The sequence below is a fragment of the Pantoea sp. SS70 genome (genome assembly GCF_029866845.1).
Lineage (GTDB): Bacteria > Pseudomonadota > Gammaproteobacteria > Enterobacterales > Enterobacteriaceae > Pantoea > Pantoea leporis.
The window spans coordinates 949,960-969,677 of record NZ_CP117199.1 but is presented as its reverse complement, the minus strand read 5'-3'; the positions used below and the strand labels follow the sequence as shown (position 1 = coordinate 969,677).

Here is a 19,718-nt window from a genome sequence, read left to right as displayed (position 1 = left end):
GGGGAGAACCAATGTTGAGCTTAAAGAATATGAAGGTCGGCGTCCGTTTGGGCATCGCCTTTGGTTTAGTGGTGGCACTGTTAGTCATTGTCGGCATCACGTCGATTACCAAAATTAACAACATCAAAACCGGTATTACGTCGATTGTGGAAGACCGTTACGTAAAAGTGCGTCTCGGTTTTGACGTCCGTGACGGTGTTAACGATCAAATTAAATATCTGCGTGGCATCGTGATTGATACCACGCGTCCGGAAAATAACGTTAAACGTTATCAGCAACTCGCCGAAGCCACTGAGCATACCAACAACGCGATGAATAAAATCAAAGCGATACAGGTTACCGAAGTGGGTAAAAAGAAAATCGCCGGGCTGCTGGCGGCCAGTGACAAATTCGAGGCCGAGAAACATCAGCTGATTGAGCTGGTACGCGCTGGCGATGCAGACGCCGCCAGCACCTATGTACTGAAATCCATTACCGATACGCAAAACGCTTTCCTGGCAAGCGCGGTGGCGTTTGCCGATTCGCAATCGCAGCAGTTACAGCAAGAAGGCGCGAAGATTATTGATAACGGCTCATCCGCTATTGAGATGACGCTAATCTTCTCCGCTCTCGCCATTGCGGCCTCCATCGTATTAGGCTTTATGCTGACGCGTTCAATTGTGCGTCCGCTGAATGAAGCGGTGGAAATCGCCGGAAAAGTCGCGGCAGGCGATCTCAGCTCGCACATTGAAATCAGCGGTAAAGATGAAACCGCCGTGCTGATGCAGGCGCTGCAGGCGATGAACGACAATCTGCTCACTATCGTTTCCGATGTGCGCGCCGGTTCCGATACCATTGCTGTCGCCTCGAATCAAATCTCCAGCGGTAACATCGATCTCTCATCACGCACCGAACAGCAGGCCAGCTCGCTGGAAGAGACCGCATCGGCGATGGAACAGATGACCGCCACCGTCAAGCACAACGCCGAAAACGCGCGGGAAGCTAATCAGCTGGTGGCCAACACCTCCAACGTGGCGAAGCAAGGCGGCGTGGTGATGGAACAGGTGATCGAGAAGATGGAAGCCATAACGCTCTCTTCGAAGAAGATCGTCGATATTATCAGCGTGATCGACTCCATCGCCTTCCAGACCAACATACTTTCCCTTAACGCCGCGGTCGAAGCCGCACGCGCCGGTGAGCAAGGCCGTGGTTTCGCCGTGGTAGCCACCGAAGTACGTAATCTGGCGGCGCGTTCGGCATCTGCCGCGAAAGAGATCAAGGTGTTGATTGAGGATTCGGTCGCGCAGGTGGATGAAGGTAGCCGTCTGGTGACGCACGCCGGTTCAACGATTGGTGAAGTGGTCAACAGCGTGAAGAGCGTGGCGGATATTATGAGCGAAATCACCATTGCCAGCAGCGAGCAAAGTAGCGGGATTAGCGAGATCAACTCAGCGATTACGCAGATGGAGGCGGTGACGCAGCAGAATGCCGCGTTGGTGCAGGAAGCCTCAGCGGCGTCGCAGGCGTTGCAGGAACAGGCGGATCGCCTGGCGCAGTCGATGAGTGTGTTTAAAACGGCTGCGGTGTAATGATGACAAGGTCGCCATGCCTGGCGACCTTTCTGATATATATGCTTAGCTGACCAGCGAATAAGCAATCGACGAAATCGCCAGCACGCCAACGATCACCACAAACACGTTACTGATTTTTCCGCTGTACTGACGCATCGCCGGCACTTTCTGAATGGCATACATCGGCATCAGGAACAGAATCATCGCAATAATCGGCCCACCCAGCGTTTCAATCATGCCCAGAATACTGGGGTCCAGCGTCGCCACCAGCCAGGTGGTCAGCAGCATAAATGCGGTGGTCAGGCGATTCAGACGCTGCGGCGTGACGGTTTTACCGCGGCTGCGCAGCGACTTCACCACCATGCCGTTAAACCCTTCACGCGCCCCCAGATAATGCCCGAGAAATGACTTCGTGATCGCCACCATCGCCACAATCGGCCCCATCCACGCAATCATCGGTACATTAAAGTGGTTGGCTAAATAGGACAGAATGGTGATGTTCTGATCTTTCGCCGCCTGTAGATCGGCTGGCGACAGGCTCAGCACGCAGCTGAACACAAAGAACATCACCGTCACGACCATAAGCAGATGGGCGTTCGCCAGGATGCGCGAACATTTCTTCTCCGCGCCTGCGCCGTACTCATCGCGCTTGGCAACAGCAAAAGAGGAGATAATCGGCGAATGATTGAAGGAGAACACCATCACCGGAATCGCCAGCCACAGCGTCATCAGAATGCCGTGGCCGCTTACATTCGCATCTAACGACAACGTTTCCAGCGCTGCACCATGCCAGTGCGGTACCAGATAAGCCGCCAGCAGCATCAGCACCGCCACAAACGGGAACACCAGTATGCTCATCGCTTTCACAATCATCTGCTCGCCAAAGCGCACCACCGTCATCATGCCGATGATCAGAATCAGCGACAGCAGCGCACGCGGCGGCGAAACCAGCCCCAGCTGATGCACGATAAAGCTATCGACGGTGTTGGTGATCGCCACGCTGTACATCAGCAGGATCGGATAGATAGCAAAGAAGTAGAGCAAGGTGATGATCTTGCCAGCGCCCACGCCAAAGTGCTCTTCCACCACTTCGGTAATGTCTTCGCCGGGATTTTTACCGGAGAGCACAAAGCGCGTTAACGCACGGTGCGCGTAATAGGTCATCGGGAAGGCAAGAATCGCCATGATAATCAGCGGAATCAGCCCGCCTGCACCGGCATTAATCGGCAGGAAAAGCACGCCCGCACCAATCGCCGTACCGTACAGACCCAGCATCCACACGGTATCACTCTTACGCCAGCCCTTAGCCGCCGTTTCTACGGTGCCAAGCGTACCGGTTTGTGAGTTGTCCATCTGTCTCTCCAGAATTTCAAGCTTTATCAACATGCAGCCACAAAGATGGCTACCAATCATGGCGTGGGCTGCTCCGCCCGGCCGGAACGCAAAGGATGACGCTTCATGAGATGAAATTCACGCATCCTGATGTTTTGCGCCGCAGTAAATGCACGAAACATGCGCGCAATCGATTGCATGGGGCGCTATTTGACATGAGACGCGGAATGAGTGCAAGAAGGAGTAACGGGGAGTCAGCAGAAAGGCGTGAGGAAAATGGAAAGGTGTGGCAACGCTGGGCTGTTACCACGGGTGGTGCAGATGACATAAAGAGCAACTCCCCCGGCCACTAGCCTCTGATACAGCAAATGCGTCCAGAGGCTAACGCCGGGAGAATTTAATTAGAATGCGCGCATTCTGTAGAGTGCATAAAGAAAATAGTACGCTGTGAGTGTATTCAAATTCATAATCATGTACTTCAATTTTTCATTTTTATTCAGCAGGATGAAAATACCTTTTGAGTATTTACCCCGCTTTATTTGATCAATTTCCTGGGCAATATCCGCAGGTGAAAACGATGAGTGATACATTGCGGTCACGATTTGCATATCCAGCGCCAGCACACGTTTGGAGATGCCTTTAAGGAAATAGTCGAGATCGCTGGCCTGATATTTACTGATGATCGAATCATACAGTGCGGTGAGAAACTGTTTACGTACTTTCAGTTCACTGTATTGCACTTTACGCTTCGATAATGAACCCGCCACATCTTCATAATGATAAGCCGCACCCGGCGTGACCAGAAAATTGCTAATGCAGCTGAAGAATTTAAGGTTAAATAGCAAATCTTCGCTCATGGAGATACCTTCCAAAAAGCGCAGGTTCAACTCCTCAATAATCTGACGGCGATAACATTTGTTATGCAGATAACCGATGTTATCACTCATCTCCAGCTCACCGAGCACATAAGGAATGTCCTCCTGACTGAAGAAGCCCGCCTGCGACACTTTGCCCACGCGATTGTCGTTGAGGTTGCCCACCATCAAATCGACAGATTCCGCTGGCCAGGCATCGAGATTCTGTTTGAAGATCATCAGGAAGTTATCATCCACCCAATCATCCGCATCGAGGAATAACACATATTCACCGCTGGCTTGCTGCATTCCGCTATTTCGAGCGGCGCTGACACCGGCATTAATTTGGTGAATTACCGTGACCTGCGAATAAGCACTAAACTCCTGCAGAATATTCGCGGTTGAATCGCTGCTGCCATCATTAACCACAATCACTTCGTAACTGCTGAACGTCTGTTTAAGCACGCTCAGTAAGGTACGTTTAATGGTTTTTTGTGAGTTATAGACGGGAATGATAAGACTAAACAGGGGTTTTTCATTCATGATAAACTCTCTTTACTGTCTGAGGTTTTGATATTGTTAAATAACAGCCATAGTTTCCTGGGATTGATAAAAATTTGATGAATACGCATTACGGGTTGAGCAGGGAAAAAGTAATTAAGCAGGGAGAAAGATAAAAACTCGGTTAATACCACGCTCATGGCCGCGCCATTTAAACCGAAATAAGGAACCAACAATAAAGAGGAGGCCACGCAAATTAATAACACCACGAAGGTTTTCTTCACTAAATAGCGATATCCGTTGTACTTAATAATGAAACGATCCATCACGCTGCTTAGCACCGCGCACATCGCACCCACGCTGAGTAACAGCGTTGGCGCTACCGCATCGAGATACTCCGCACCGTAAAAGTCACGGATAAACCATCCGGACAATAACCAAATCGCCAGAATCACCAGCGACGAGACACCAATCACCAGCAGATGTAATTTCTGTGCTTTGATAATCGATTGCCGATCGTCACGTTCGGCAAAGAACGCCGGAAAAAAGGAAGCCAGCAAGGCATTGGGTAAAAATACCCACGCGGTGGCGAGCGTCAGCGCGACAGAGAAAATCCCCGCCTCTTTCACACCAAGGAAATACGACACGCTGATTTGGTTAACGCGGGTATAAATCGCCACCGCAATCACGGAAAACACCAGAGAAATACCGGACGCCACCATATAGCGGGAATATTTCTTCATCTGGCGCAGTGCCGGAATCGGTACCTGACGATGGTATTTCAGGAATATCGTCAGTTTGATGGCAAAAGGAATAAAGGTCGCCAGTACGATCGGAATCGACAACAGTTGCGGATCCAAACCGTAATACGAAATAAAGAAGCGCACGGTTAAACTGATCGCCAGCCCCGCCAGATTGGCGATGACATTCAGGCGCGCATTAAGCATCGCCTCGTTGTAGATATTGACCAGATCGAGCGAAGAAAACAGACAGGCAATCGCCGCTGCGCAGACAAATACCCGCGCTTCAGCACTCCACTCTTCGCCCATAATCAGCATGCCGCTGGCTGCCAGAATGCCGTAAATCACTAACACCAGCAGAAAGGTCGCCATCATTAAGCGCATGCCGGAGTGATGATTTTGCGATAATCGTTTCAGCAGAATCACATCGCTGCCCATCAGCGCGATGCTTTGGATGAACTGAAAAACCAGCATCGAAATCGAGATAATGCCGAAGGTGGTGGGCCCCACATATTTCGCCACATAAGAGGTGACAAATATCAGGCCGAACACCGCAATCAGCTTTTCAGCGATCATCCACATAGAATTTTTTAATTTATCTTTCACAACTCAACCTCAGCGTTTATTTCTGTGCCAGGCGGCGCAGACGCGATACCAGTCGTGGACTGACAAAAAACAGCGCAAAGTACAGGCTCCACGGATTGAGCATCAATCCTGATGTGAAATAGGACTTGAAGCTGCGACGGTAGAGCGAAATATATTCATCAATAAAGGCGCGGCTGAATCCGTCGCTGTGCAGCGCCTTATAGATATAAGACGAGGTCACTTTTAAATAGAGATGGTAATAACAGCGGCTATGCTGCGCGGATAAAAACGCCTGCATGCCATTAAACGAACGCGCAAAGGAGAAATGCTTTTCGCGTAACGCCGATCGCGTGGCGGAGTTGGTGGATTCCACATAGTAATAAACCACCTGCTGGGTGAAGATCACCTGACGATCCTGTTGCAGGTGCAGGTAATTGACCACAAACAGCAGATCTTCGAAGTTATAAATCTCCTCGTTGAAGGTGAGCTGATGCTGACGAATCACATCACCACGAAACACCTTGTCGCAGATGCCGTGACGCGGATTGAAATAGAGCAGATCGTTGATCGCCGCCGAAGCGGTCAGCTGGCGCACGTCACTGCTGTTGGCCGGGAAATCGAGCGGATCGCCTTGCGGCGTGAAGTGCTGCGATTCCCCACCCACCATGGCGATGTTGTTTTGCATCAGCCGCACATAGGTGGCAAACGCGCTGGCCGGCAGAAAATCATCGGCGTCTAAAAAGCACAGCAGTTTGCCGCGCGAGGCGCGAATGCCCTGATTGCGCGCCGACGAAACGCCGCCGTTGGTTTTATCGATGATATGAAAATGCGGGTAATGGGCGTAATTCTGTAATATCGCGAGCGAGTTATCGCTGGAGCCGTCATTAATAAAGATCACTTCAAAACGGCTTTCTTCCTGCTGTAGCAGGCTATCAATGCATCGCTCCAGATACGCCGCGGCGTTATACACCGGCACGATGACGCTGATTAAAACGTCGTTAACGGGATTTTGCATATAACCTCTGGACTCTGTCGGAGTAAAAGTTGCGGGCGTAAAAAATATTTGCTGAACATTGCAGTGATTAACAGTGCACGTTGCTTGCGCCCGGCTTAACATTTATTGCCTGTCTATTTCAGAGTTTCCTCAGGTCAAATAAAACTGGCCTTTAATTCTCTGTAAAAAGATCGCTAAATAAGATAATCGCCAAATAAACCGTGCAGATTTATTCTGCTTTCGTCAGGTAAAACAGGCAGGCTACCGCCCCAGGCTTGCAGCTACCTGTTTACTGACTACGCATAAACCCATTTTCCAGGCATAAAAAGGCTGCGCTGCGCTCGTAAGAGTTCAGTTAATTTTCAGCCAGTTACGTTTTATCTTGCGGTGATTTGGCTTAATAGCGTCACCACGTCATTCACGGCGAACTTAAATTAAATTTTTATCTGTCTGGTAATGAGCGTAAAAAAACGCTGGCGTTTTTATCGCGCTCATCACCAAAAACAAGAAATGCCGACCGGGGCTGAGTAGGTGCATCAACAGACGGGCCTTCTCAACGAACGTCACGACATTAACGATATTTGCTGTGTGCCCTGCACTTTTATTACTTCGGCGCGTCTTTTGCGTTCCGATGAGTGCAAGTGGCGTTAATTCAGTGCGACGCTTGCGGTCGCACTGCAACGGGCTTAATGCCCAAAATTTGCGATCTAATTCAAAACTTTTCCCGGCATTCTCACCACTCCGGGTTATAAGGTCAATGGTTGCCAGGCCAAACCGGAATTTACTCAGAGAAAGGCTGGATTAAATAACGGCGCATAGATTAGCCGTGGTGAATTGATTTTTTGCCGATTGATTAGCGCCACAGCAGGCGAATACCAGGAATAAGATGGGAATATCGCTGACATGGTGCCAACAGTAACCAGCGCCCAAGCCGCGCCGGGATTGAAGCCAGCTCACAACTCTGAAGATAGCGTGTCACGGCACGCATTTTCGCGTGCTAGTCTCCAGCCATGCCTCTCTCCAGTTTCTCTTTACTGCAGGTTGTATGAAACGCAGATTATCTTTCCAGGTAAAACTCTTCCTGTCGCTGGTGCTGTTTTCCTGCCTGCTACTCGCCCTGCTGGGCACCATTCTGTTTCATTTTATCGATCGCCAACTGCATCACGATTTGGGACAGCGCGCGCGGGTGCAGGCCAGTGAAATTGCGCTGATGCCCGGCCTGGCGGAGAAAGTAGCGCGCCGTGATATCGCTGGCATCGCCGCGCTGATTCAGCCGCTGCGCAACCAAAGCGATGCCAGCTATATCGTGATTGGCGACACGCAAGAACACCATCTCTACCACTCGGAATCACCGGAGCGCCTCAATTTACCGATGATTGGCGGCGACAATGCCGAGGTGCTGCAGGGCAAAACCATTATTTCGGTGCGCAAAGGCGGCATCGGCGTGTCGCTGCGCAGCAAGGCGCCGATCTTAAATGCCCAGCATCAGGTGATTGGCATTGTCTCGGTGGGTTATCTCACTTCCTATATTGCCAATATCAACGTTAGCCTGCTGTGGCAGGCCAGTTTGTATGGCGTGGCGCTGCTGTTGCTGCTGTTTATTTTTTCCTGGATGTTTAGTCGCAACCTGAAAAAACAGATGTTCTGGCTGGAGCCGAAGGATATCGCCCTGCTGGTGCTGCAACAAAAAGCGCTGCTGGAAGCGATGTATGAAGGCGTGTTTGCGGTCAACGCGGAGCGGCAGCTGATTCTCATCAACCGCGCCGCACGCGAGTTGCTGGATATTCAGCAGAGTGAGAGTGAACTGCTGGGTAAACCGCTGGATGCGGTGTTGCAGATTCCTGCGGCGTTTTTGCGCCAGCATGAGGTGAAAACTCACGATCACGTTACCGTGCTCAATCAGCGTCAGGTGATCGTTAACCGGGTGGCAATCGAGCTGGAACCCGGCGAGCCTGGCGGCTGGGTATGCAGCTTCCGCGATAAAAACGACATCAATACGCTGAGCAGCCAGCTGAGCCAGGTGAAACGCTATGCGGATAATTTACGCATCATGCGTCATGAACAGCTGAACTGGACCGCCACGCTGGTCGGCCTGTTACAGATGCAGCGTTACGACGACGCGATGCGCTACATCCACGCGCAATCAGCTGGCGCGCAGCAGGTGCTGGATTTTGTCTCGGCGCGCTTCACCTCCCCCGCGCTCTGTGGGCTGCTGCTGGGGAAATATGTCAGTGCGCGGGAAAAAGGCGTGGAGCTGAAATTTGATCCGGCCTGCCAGCTGAGCCGCATTCCTGCCGCACTGAGTGAAACGGCGTTGATGTCGGTGATCGGTAATCTGCTGGATAACGCCGTCGACGCCACGCTCAATGCCACACCGCCCGCCGCCCCGATAGAATTGTATATTTCTGGCCGTAATCAGGAGCTGTTAATCGAAGTGGCCGATCAGGGTTGCGGCATCGATGACAGCATTAAACCGCATCTGTTTGAGCAAGGCGTCACCAGCAAGCCGTCCAGCAACGACGATATGTTCGGTGCAGAGCACGGCATCGGCCTCTATCTGGCGGCAGGTTATGTACAGCAGGCGGGCGGCAGCATTGAGATCAGCGACAACTCACCTCAGGGCACCATCTTCTCGGTGTTTATTCCGTTCCAGCCCGCCGCATTAACAGGACTTTCCCATGAATAATGCTAAGCCGCTTGATGTGGTGATTGTGGAAGATGAGCCGCATCTGGCCGATCTGCATCGTGAATATATTGAGCAGAATTTTCATCTGCGCGTGGTCGGCATTGCCGCCACGCTGGCGCAGGCGCGCGCGCTGATTGCTGCGCATCAGCCACGGCTGCTGCTGCTCGACAACTATTTGCCGGATGGTCAGGGCGTAACCTTGATTGACGATCCGCTGCTGAAGCGTTTTGAGTGCTCGGTGATTTTCATCACCGCCGCCAGCGACATGCAAACCTGTAGCCACGCGATGCGCAGCGGCGCCTTTGACTACCTGCTGAAACCGGTGTTTTTCCATCGCCTGCGCGCGTCGCTGGAGCGCTTCATGCTGCTGGTGCAGACCCTGCGCCAGATGAAGAATGTCGATCAACAGGCGCTGGATAAGCTGTTCAACCTGCCAGCCAGTGACGCGCCTGCCGCGCCATCCACCAAAGGCATTGAGTCGATTACGCTGGAACGGGTGAAAGGCTTTTTTGACGCAGCACCGCACAGCAGCTGGTCGGTTGAACAGGTGGTAGAAAACATCGGCATCAGCAAAACCACCGGCCGCCGCTACCTCGAATATTGCGTGGAGATCGGATTTATTGGCGTCGAGATGCAGTACGGCAATATCGGCCACCCGCGACGGCTGTACCGCAAAATCCTGTGATCACGCGCAAATTCCGCGCGCGGCCACTTGTGGTTTTTATGGTGTTAATTGCCTAAACGACGCCAACAATCACACTTCGTGAAGATAACAATCCGTCACCTCTTGTGTGGAAAAGGCGATCGGCTATGTTGACCTTTAGTTCCTCAAATGTAACTAAAAGGTTAATTATAATGTCGAACACTTTCCCTCTGTCTCTGATTGCCGCCACTGTGTTTGTTTCCATGTCAGCCGTAGCGGCTCCGCCGCAAGGTTACCCTTCGGACTACCAAAGCGTGATTGATGCCGCCACCAAAGAGGGCAAAGTGGTGGTCTACTCCACCACCGACATCAAAGCCGCCGGGCCGCTGGTCAAAGGCTTTGAGGCCACTTATCCCGGCATCAAAGTTGAATATAACGATATGAACAGCACCGAGCTGTACAACCGTTTTATCAGTGAACAAGCCTCGGGTGGCACCAGCGGCGATGTGGTGTGGAGCTCCTCGATGGATACCGGCCTGAAGCTGGCGACCGACTACGCGCAGGAGTACAAATCCCCTGAACTGGCGCAGCTGCCGAAGTGGGCGGTGTGGAATAACAAGGCGTACGGCACCACCTACGAACCGGTGGTCTTTATCTACAACAAGCGCATGATCCCGGCCGGTGACGTGCCCGATTCGCACGCTGCGTTAGCCAAGCTGATCGCCAGCCAGACCGACAAATTCAAGAGCAAAGTCACCACCTACGATATTGAGAAATCGGGCCTCGGCTTCATGCTCTCAGTACAGGATGCCAAAGCCGACCCCAACTACTTCAAAACCCTGGCCGACGTGGCGAAAGGCGGTTTAGCCGTGCAGTCTTCCACCGGCACCATGATGGAAAGGGTTTCATCCGGCGAAAACCTGATTGGCTTTAACATTTTGGGTTCTTACGCCGAAGCGCGCGCCAAAACCGATCCGTCGCTGGGCATCGCTTATCCGAAGGATTACACGCTGGTGCTGTCACGCGTTTCGTTCATCAGCCAGCAAGCGCAACACAGCCATGCGGCTAAGCTGTGGCTCGATTACGTGCTGTCTGAAAAAGGGCAAAGCATTCTGGCCAATCAGGCCGACATCCCTTCCCTGCGCAACGATATTGAAGGCAAAAATGACATTGATGGCCTGACCAAAATGTTAGGTAACGCGCTGAAACCGATCCCGGTTGATGAAAGCCTGCTGGAATATCTGCAACCGAAAAAACGTCTGGATTACATCAAACAGTGGCGCACAGCCGCCGGTAAATAACGGCAGTACCGAAGCGCGGCCGCTGCGTCGCGCTTCTCTTTCTGTTATCTGATTCGCCATTCAGGGTCTCAATATGCGTGCATTGCAGAGAAAGTGGCAAAGCCTGCCGCGCGGCGTTGTGGTGCTGATAACCGCGCTGGTTATCTACGTTCCGCTGTCGTTTATCGTGATACAAAGTTTCTTGTCCGCCCCGTTCTTTTCGCCGTCGAAAGCGTGGAGCCTCGAGTCGTTTGAATTTATTTTCACCGATCCCGACTTCTATAAAGCGCTGCGCAGCGGATTTATTCTCGCCTTCGGGCTGGTGATCATCGCCATTCCGCTGGGCGGTATTCTGGCGTTTCTGATGGTGCGCACCGATCTGCCCGGCCGACGCATCATTGAGCCGCTGATCCTCGTGCCAATTTTTGTCTCGCCGATGGTACTCGGCTTTGGTTACGTGGTGGCGGCGGGCCCGGTGGGATTCTTCTCGCTGTGGGCACAATCGCTGTTCGGTTTTGTGCCGTGGAATATCTACGACATGTCGAGCATTGTGGTGATCGCCGGGCTAACGCACGTCCCGCACGCCTATCTGTATATCTCTTCTGCACTACGCAGTGTGGGATCGGATGTGGAAGAAGCGGCGCGTATTGCGGGTGCGACACCGCTGCAGGTGATGACGGCGGTGAGCTTGCCGATGGTGCGTCCTTCGATGCTGTATGCCACCGTGCTGCTGTTCTTCCTCGGCCTGGAGGTGTTCGGCCTGATGCTGGTGCTGGGCGATCCCGAAGGCAACATGGTGTTGGCCACCTATCTCTACCAACTGACTAATAAACTCGGCACGCCTTCTTATCATCTGATGGCTGCCGTGGCGGTGGTGCTGATCTGTATCACCATCCCGCTGGTGATGCTGCAACGCCGCCTGATGCGCACCGCCAATCGCTTTGTCACCGTAAAAGGCAAAGCCTCGCAGGCGCGTGCGCTGCCGCTGGGCAAATGGCGTTGGGTGGCGGGCGCGGTTGTCGCCTTCTGGCTGACGGTGACCATTGGCGTGCCGCTGCTGGGCGTGGTGCTGCGTGCGTTTATCTCAAACTGGGGCGTTGGCGTCTCAATCTGGGATGAGCTGTCGATCAAAACTTTCCAGACCATCTGGGCGCAGCCTAACCTGCTGCGCGCCATCGTCAACTCGATGGCGATTGGGGTAATTGGCGGCGCGCTGGCGGTGGTGTGTTACCTGTTTATCGGCATCGCCATGCACCGCAAACCCGATAACACCACGCGCTTTCTCGACTACAGCGTGCTGGTACCGCGTGCGGTGCCGGGCTTGCTGGCAGGCCTGGCGTTTCTCTGGGTGTTCCTGTTCCTGCCGATGTGGCTGGATAACTCGCTCAAATCGGGCTGGCTGTCTGATTTCGTCTGGTCGCAGTGGCTGCGCGATAACCTGATCGTCTGGCTGCGGTCACTGCGCAGCACCATCTTCAGCGTCTGGCTGGCGTATACCGTGGTGTGGATGGCGTATGGCCTGCGTCTGATCTCGTCCACGCTGCTGCAGGTCGGGCCGGAACTGGAAGAGGCGGCGCGCAGCACCGGCGCCACGCGCGGACAGATCACGCGTCACGTCACCATTCCGTTATCCCGTTACGGCCTGATTGGCTCATGGCTGCTGATGTTCCTGATTTTCGAGCGCGAATATTCCACCGGCGTGTACCTGCTTTCGCCCGGCACGGAAACCATCGGCTCCATGCTGGTTTCCCTGTGGGCGGCGGGCGCGATAGATATCGTCGCCGCACTCTCGTTTATTAACATCCTGCTGGTCGTGGTCGGTTTGGGTATTGCCTTGCGATTTGGAGTCAAATTACATGATTGAATTATCGGTCGAAAACCTGCACTTAACTTACGGCGACAATCCGGTGCTGAAAGGCGTGTCGATGAATTTGCAGCGCGGCGAAGTGGTTTCTCTGCTTGGTCCGTCCGGCAGCGGCAAAACCACGCTGCTGCGTGCGGTCGCCGGGCTGGAGAAGCCAACGCAAGGCACGATTGTGATTGGCAACAACACGGTTTACGCCGGCACGCCGCGCAGTGAGATCCCAGCGGAAGAACGTAATCTGGGGTTGGTGTTCCAGTCCTACGCCTTGTGGCCGCACAAAACCGTGTTCGAGAACGTGGCGTATCCGTTAAAGCTGCGCAAAGTGGCGGCAGCGGAGATCACCCAACGCGTGCAGGATGTGTTGGTGCAGTTGGGGTTAGGCCACCTTGGTAAACGCCATCCGCACCAGCTTTCTGGCGGTCAGCAGCAGCGCGTGGCAATTGGTCGTGCGCTGGTCTACAACCCGCCGGTGATCCTGCTGGATGAGCCGTTGTCGAATCTGGATGCCAAGCTGCGCGAAGAGGCGCGCGTGTTCCTGCGTGAGCTGATCATCAAACTGGGCTTGTCGGCGCTGATGGTGACACACGACCAGAATGAGGCGATGGCGATTTCCGACCGTATTTTGCTGCTCAATAACGGCAAAATCGAACAGCAAGGCACGCCGCAGGAGATGTACGGCTCGCCAAAAACCCTGTTCACCGCCGAGTTTATGGGCAGCAACAACCGGCTGCACGGCAAAATCACCGAGCTGCGCGACGGCAAAGCGCGCATCGAGGGCAAAGGCTGGGCGTTGTGGGGATTGGCGGGCGCAGGCGTGCAAAACGGCCAGGAAGCCACGGCGGTGATCCGCGTCGAGCGGGTGAAACTGGTCGAGGGGCCGGGCGAAAATCAGCTGGAACTGCCGCTGCTCACCAGCATGTATCTGGGCGATCGCTGGGAATATTTGTTCCGCACCCAGGGCGATGATTTTGTCATTCGCGCTTATGGCAGCGAGGTGCGCGATCCGCAGCACTGCCATCTGGCATTGCCGGAAAACCATGTGTGGATTTTCCCGAAATCCTGATGTTAAGGAGGCGGCCAGCCGCCTCCTTTCTTCACTGATAATCCTCATTAAAAATATTTTTTTTAAAATAGAATAAACAGCGACACATCACCTCCTGCTATTAAATACGCCGCTCAATAATTAAATTCTTTCTGTACTTATTTTATTCAAGACATGTCTTAGCCGGTTTTTTACCGCATCTTTCATATTCTCTCTGCCATCAAATTATATCCATCCCTTAATCATCCCGCGCGCGAATCAACGTTTTATTTCGGCGTGAGATATTTTTACAGGCAGAGAGTCAAAATGAATAAAAACTATCGGGTTATCTGGAACCACAGCCAGGGTAATTATGTTGTCACCTCCGAACTGGCACGCGGTAAAGTAAAATCATCCCGCTCCAGCACAGCACGTCGCCTCACCGCAGGCTGCGTGGCGACGGCCTTTATGGCGGTCGCCAGCGTCGGAATTATCCAGCCAGCGCTGGCCGACCCCGCCTATGGCGAATATGCTTCTGGCGCGGGAAATATCATCAATATTCGGGATAAGGACGTGGCTACCAGCGATGACAGCGCACACGCCTTATTTGTTGAAAAAGGCGCCACCGCGCACAGCAATAATATGAACTTCACGACCAGCGGTAAAAAAGCGTTCGGGGTTAATGTTGATGGTGCGGGATCGAATATTGATATAACCGGCGGTACGATTACCACTACAGGTGCACAGGGATATGGTTTAGTGGCTGGCAATGGCGGCAAGTTAATGGCTAGCGATATTACCTTGAATACTTCCAGCGTGGGCATTTACGCCGATAAATCCAAAATTCTGGCCAAGAACCTGAGCGTACAGGCCAACGCCTATGGCGTTTACGGTTTGGGTAAAGGTACTGAGCTTGTCATTGCCGACAGCAACGTAAACGTGAACGGTAATAGTGCCTACGTGCTGCTGGCTGAAAATGGCGCTAAAGTCACCAGTACCAACAGCCATTACACCACGTCAGGCAGTAACGTTGATGGCGGATGGGTGAACAATGACTCAGAACTCAATATTTTTGGCGGCAGCATTACAAATACCGGTAAAGGTAGCAAAGGCATTCTTGCTAAAAGCGGCGGCATTGTGAATGTTGATGGGGTGACCGTGGTATCTACTGCCCAGGGAATCAATAGCTATAGCGCAAACACGGTAGCCAATGTGGCTAACAGTCATGTCACCGTTACAGATAATGGTGCATATGGATTACTGGCTGAAAATGGCGGAAAAACCACAAGTCATAACAGCCATTACGTCGCGACGGGTGATAATGCCTTCGGTGCGTGGGTAAATATCGGTTCGGAACTGAATATTTTTGGTGGGAGCATCACTACGACGGGAAAAAACAGCACCGGCATGCTTGCTAAAAAAGGTGGCGTCCTGAATGCTGAAAATATACAGATTGATGCAAGAGGACGTGGCGTCGTGGCACAAAGTGAGGGTACCCGCGCAAATATAAATAATAGCAAAATTTCTTCTGGGGCTTATTTTGGCGGCGCAGTTACTGCCAGTAATAAAGGGTTAGCCACCGTTCGAGATAGTAAATTAATTGCCGTGGATAGAAAGTCTGCTGGTATTTACGCCGATTTTTCAGGACAAGTCGATGCAGAAAATGTAGATATTGAGATCATCGGTGCCGGGTTTGGTGCAGCCTCAAGTTTTAATGGAAGGGCAAACATAATTAACTCAAGAATAAAAAGCCAAAGAGGTGGCACTGCTTTCCATGCTGAAAGTGGCTCCGTATTAACAGCTGACAATGTTTTTGCTGAAATAGATAATATTAGCAATCCTGAAAAGTTCGCTAATGCGATTAATGTTAAAACTGAATCCACACTTTATAATGGCCCGACCGTTAACATTAATAATTCATTTTTACACATTAAAGGAAATAACGCCGCAGGAATTTTGACTGACAGTACTGAAGGCCAGGCCAACCTTAATAACACCGTCTTGACAGTGGATAACGGGCCAGCAATCATCGCTTATAATAATGCCCTTTCAACAGTGAATCTTGATAACAGCCTGTTGTCCGGCACAACACTGCTCGAAACCGGGTTAGACCCGTACGGCGAAGATGCAGGAGCGGATGTGCGCGGTATTACGGTTAACGCCAGCAATCATTCTCAACTGCAGGGTGATGCCAACATTGATCGCAGCAAAACGCAGGCCAGCAGCGTCAGTCTGGATTCCGGTTCGCGCTGGCAGGGTGCCGCGCATGATTTACAGGATCTGAGCTTAGCGGGCAGCAGCCAGTGGAATATGACCGGCAGCTCCACCGTCGACAACCTGACGGCCAAAGACAGCACCATCACCTTCGATCACGGGGCAGGCGATTTCCACACCTTAACCGTTAAGGGTGACTACAATGCTGACAACGCCAAACTGGTGATGAACCTTGCGCTGGCGGGTGACGATACGGCTAGCGATAAACTGCATATTGCCGGCAACGCCAGCGGCACCACCAAAGTTCAGGTGCACAATGCGGGCGGTAAAGGTGCTGCCACGCTGGAGGGCATTGAGTTGATTCGCGTTGATGGCACGCAAAACGGTGAGTTCCTGCAGGATGGTCGCATTGTCGGCGGCGCGTGGGATTATGCGCTGGTGCAGGATAAAAACGGCAAGTGGCGCCTGGTTAGCGATCCGATTCCCGTTGATCCAACGCCTGTCGATCCCATTAAAGACGAGGGCGGCGATACGGGCACCGTCATTGCACCGGAGGTGCCGCAACCGAAACGTACCCCGCGTGCCCGTCCGGAAGTCGGCAGCTATATTGCTAACCTTGCGGCGGCCAGCAACCTGTTTACCCTGAGCGCAGCCGATCGTCCGGGCGTGACAGAATACCGTGATGCGCTGACCGGCAAAGTGGAAAAAACCACGCTGTGGCTGCGCAACGAAGGCGCGCACGGGCGCTTCAGTGACAGCACCGCGCAGCTGAAAAGCATCACCAACAGCTACATGACGCAGCTGGGTGGCGACATCGCACAATGGAGTTTGAATGGCAGCGACCGTTTCAGCCTCGGCGTGATGGCGGGTTACGGCAACGCCAAAAGCAATACGCTGTCGAAAACCACCGGCTACAGCGCCAAAGGCCAGGTTAACGGCTACAGCGGCGGTATCTATGCCGGCTGGCAGCAGGACAGCCAGACGCGCAGCGGCGCCTTTGTCGACAGCTGGCTGGCCTACAACACCTTCAATAACAGCGTGAAAGGTGAAGGTCTCGGTCAGGAAAGCTACAAGTCGAAGGGGATGACCGCGTCACTGGAAGGCGGCTACAGCTTCGCCTTCGGCGAGCAGCAGCAGTATCGCCTGCAGCCGAAAGCGCAGGCGGTGTGGATGGGCGTAAAAACCGGCGATTATACCGAGCAGAACGGCACCCGCGTCAGCGCCACCGGCAAAAATAACGTGCAAACCCGCACCGGCGTTCGGGCAACCATGCACACCGCCACCGCGCAGCCTTACGCTGAAGTGAACTGGCTGCATAATACGCAGCGCTTCGGCAGTAAACTGGATGGCGTGAAGATTGAGCAGGCGGGTGCGCGCAATATCGGCGAAGTGAAACTGGGTCTGGAAGTGAATCCGAGTCAACACGTCGGCATCTGGGGCGGCATCGCGCAACAGGTTGGCGGTAAAGGCTTCAGCGATTCCAGCGCCGCGCTGGGTATTAAGGTACATTTCTGATCAATGCGCCGGGCGCCATTCAGGCTGAGTTTCGCGCCGGATTGCAGGTTAAGCTGACGGATCACCACGCGCGCATTGTTGAGATTCAACTGAGAACCGCAATCTGCAATGTTCAGCGAATCCACCGTCCAGCCGCCGTCGGAGAGATCGCCCGGATTACGCGTGTGCTCAATGCAGACGTTGCGAATAACCTTGGCGATCGCTGGGAACATTTGTTCCGCAGCATTGCCATCTGGCGCTGCCGGAAAACCATGTGTGGATTTTCCCGAAATCCTGATGTTAAGGGGGGCGGCCAGCCGCCTCCTTTCTTCACTGATAATCCTCATTAAAAATATTTTTTTTAAAACAGAATAAACAGCGACACATCACCTCCTGCTATTAAATACGCCGCTCAATAATTAAATTCTTTCTGCACTTATCTTATTCAAGACATGTCTTAGCCGGTTTTTTACCGCACCTTTCATATTCTCTCTGCCATCAAGTTATATCCATCCCTTAATCATCCCGCGCGCGAATCAACGTTTTATTTCGGCGTGAGATATTTTTACAGGCAGAGAGTCAAAATGAATAAAAACTATCGGGTTATCTGGAACCACAGCCAGGGTAATTATGTTGTCACCTCCGAACTGGCACGCGGTAAAGTAAAATCATCCCGCTCCAGCACAGCACGTCGCCTCACCGCAGGCTGCGTGGCGACGGCCTTTATGGCGCTTGCCAGCGTCGGGATTATCCAGCCCGCGCTGGCCGCCCCCGCCTACGGTGAATATGCTTCTGGCGCGGGAAATATTATTAATATTCAGGATAAGGACGTGGCTACCAGCGATGACAGCGCACACGCCTTATTTGTTGAAAAAGGCGCCACCGCGCACAGCAATAATGTGAACTTCACGACCGACGGTAAAAAAGCGTACGGCGTTTATGTTAATGGTGCGGGCTCGAATATTGATATAACCGGCGGTAGTGTCAATACAGCGGGAGCATTCAGTCACGGAGTTATTGCTGGTAACGGTGGCCGCATTAAAGCCGCCGATGTGGTCATTAATAGCGCCGGATTTGGCTTATATGCAGATAAGGCCACTATCAACGGTAAAAATTTAACCGTCAACTCTCAGGAATATGGCGCAAATGCTATAGGCTCGGGTGCAGTTATCGACGTTTCAGATAGCCGTTTCACTGTTGCAGGGGCAAATAGTTACGCGGTACTTGCTGAAAATGGCGGTAAAACCACCAGTACTAATAGTCACTATGTCACTACGGGAAAAAATTCCTCCGGCGGCTGGGTTAACGGTAAATCCGTATTAACTATTTTTGGTGGCAGCATTACCAATACAGGCGGCGGCAGCACCGGCATTCTAGCTAAAAGCGGTGGCGTGTTGAATGTCGACGGGACGACCGTAGAATCTACAGCCCAGGGCATTAACGGTTATGGTGTGAATACCGTGGCAAATATCGCCAACAGTCATGTCACCGTATCGGCTAATGGCGCATTTGGATTACTGGCTGAAAATGGTGGAAAAACTACAAGTCATAATAGTCATTATGTCGCGACCGGTGATAATGCCTTCGCGGCATGGGTCAACACCGGTTCGGAACTGAATATTTTTGGTGGCAGCATCACTACGACAGGAAAAAACAGTACCGGCATGCTTGCTAAAAAAGGTGGCGTGCTGAATGCTGAAAATATACAGATTGATGCAAGAGGAGATGGAGCCTTGGCCGCAGATGAGGGCTCCCGGATAAATGTCAATAACAGTACAGTTTCTTCCGGGGCTGATATTGGCGGCTCAATAACTGCCCGTGATAAAGGATTTGCAACCGTTCGCAACAGTAAATTGATTGCCGTTGATAGAGCTTCTGCTGGTCTTTATGCCGAAGATTCAGGGCAAGTTGATGCAGAAAATGTAGATATTGCCATCCTGGATGGTGGATACGGAATACA

12 protein-coding genes are annotated in these 19,718 nt (G+C 52.5%); 7 read left to right on the top strand and 5 right to left on the bottom strand.

The window, feature by feature from the left end; genetic code table 11:
• Positions 1-11 precede the first annotated feature (11 nt).
• Positions 12-1,568 (top strand): methyl-accepting chemotaxis protein, encoded by a 1,557-nt coding sequence (locus PO881_RS04330; RefSeq protein WP_110867787.1) that lies wholly within the window; start codon positions 12-14, stop codon positions 1,566-1,568.
• A gap of 45 nt (positions 1,569-1,613) precedes the next feature.
• Here PO881_RS04330 and PO881_RS04325 read toward each other — a convergent pair whose 3' ends face one another.
• The 4 genes from PO881_RS04325 to PO881_RS04310 form a co-directional block, all read right to left on the bottom strand.
• On the bottom strand, positions 1,614-2,903 hold the full coding sequence (locus PO881_RS04325) for an HAAAP family serine/threonine permease (RefSeq protein ID WP_280172506.1): 1,290 nt from the start codon (positions 2,901-2,903) through the stop codon (positions 1,614-1,616).
• 380 nt (positions 2,904-3,283) lie between these two features.
• Positions 3,284-4,279 (bottom strand): glycosyltransferase family A protein, encoded by a 996-nt coding sequence (locus PO881_RS04320; protein WP_101762499.1) that lies wholly within the window; start codon positions 4,277-4,279, stop codon positions 3,284-3,286.
• The gene (locus PO881_RS04315; protein ID WP_192415371.1) at positions 4,276-5,583 is read right to left on the bottom strand and encodes an oligosaccharide flippase family protein; all 1,308 of its coding nucleotides are present in this window, start codon (positions 5,581-5,583) and stop codon (positions 4,276-4,278) included. The genes PO881_RS04320 and PO881_RS04315 overlap by 4 nt, the downstream gene beginning before the upstream one ends.
• A 16-nt stretch (positions 5,584-5,599) precedes the next feature.
• Positions 5,600-6,577 (bottom strand): glycosyltransferase family 2 protein, encoded by a 978-nt coding sequence (locus PO881_RS04310; protein ID WP_280172505.1) that lies wholly within the window; start codon positions 6,575-6,577, stop codon positions 5,600-5,602.
• A gap of 1,024 nt (positions 6,578-7,601) precedes the next feature.
• Between PO881_RS04310 and PO881_RS04305 the strand changes: the two genes are divergently transcribed.
• From PO881_RS04305 to PO881_RS04280, 6 genes are all read left to right on the top strand, one after another.
• The gene (locus PO881_RS04305) at positions 7,602-9,242 is read left to right on the top strand and encodes a sensor histidine kinase (protein WP_280172504.1); all 1,641 of its coding nucleotides are present in this window, start codon (positions 7,602-7,604) and stop codon (positions 9,240-9,242) included.
• Complete coding sequence (locus tag PO881_RS04300) at positions 9,235-9,927, top strand: response regulator (RefSeq protein ID WP_101762503.1); 693 nt, start codon at positions 9,235-9,237, stop codon at positions 9,925-9,927. Before PO881_RS04305 ends, PO881_RS04300 begins: the two co-directional genes overlap by 8 nt.
• A gap of 170 nt (positions 9,928-10,097) precedes the next feature.
• Positions 10,098-11,186 (top strand): ABC transporter substrate-binding protein, encoded by a 1,089-nt coding sequence (locus PO881_RS04295; RefSeq protein WP_137385230.1) that lies wholly within the window; start codon positions 10,098-10,100, stop codon positions 11,184-11,186.
• 73 nt (positions 11,187-11,259) lie between these two features.
• The gene (locus PO881_RS04290) at positions 11,260-13,029 is read left to right on the top strand and encodes an iron ABC transporter permease (protein ID WP_101762505.1); all 1,770 of its coding nucleotides are present in this window, start codon (positions 11,260-11,262) and stop codon (positions 13,027-13,029) included.
• Positions 13,022-14,092 (top strand): ABC transporter ATP-binding protein, encoded by a 1,071-nt coding sequence (locus tag PO881_RS04285; protein ID WP_217547452.1) that lies wholly within the window; start codon positions 13,022-13,024, stop codon positions 14,090-14,092. The genes PO881_RS04290 and PO881_RS04285 overlap by 8 nt, the downstream gene beginning before the upstream one ends.
• Positions 14,093-14,377: 285 nt before the next feature.
• Positions 14,378-17,779 (top strand): autotransporter outer membrane beta-barrel domain-containing protein, encoded by a 3,402-nt coding sequence (locus tag PO881_RS04280; RefSeq protein WP_280172503.1) that lies wholly within the window; start codon positions 14,378-14,380, stop codon positions 17,777-17,779.
• Here PO881_RS04280 and PO881_RS04275 read toward each other — a convergent pair.
• Positions 17,683-17,991 carry a hypothetical protein gene (locus tag PO881_RS04275; protein WP_280172924.1) on the bottom strand — a complete coding sequence of 103 codons (309 nt, stop codon included), beginning with the start codon at positions 17,989-17,991 and terminating at the stop codon, positions 17,683-17,685. The two genes, PO881_RS04280 and PO881_RS04275, sit on opposite strands and share 97 nt — an antisense overlap.
• Positions 17,992-19,718 lie beyond the last annotated feature (1,727 nt).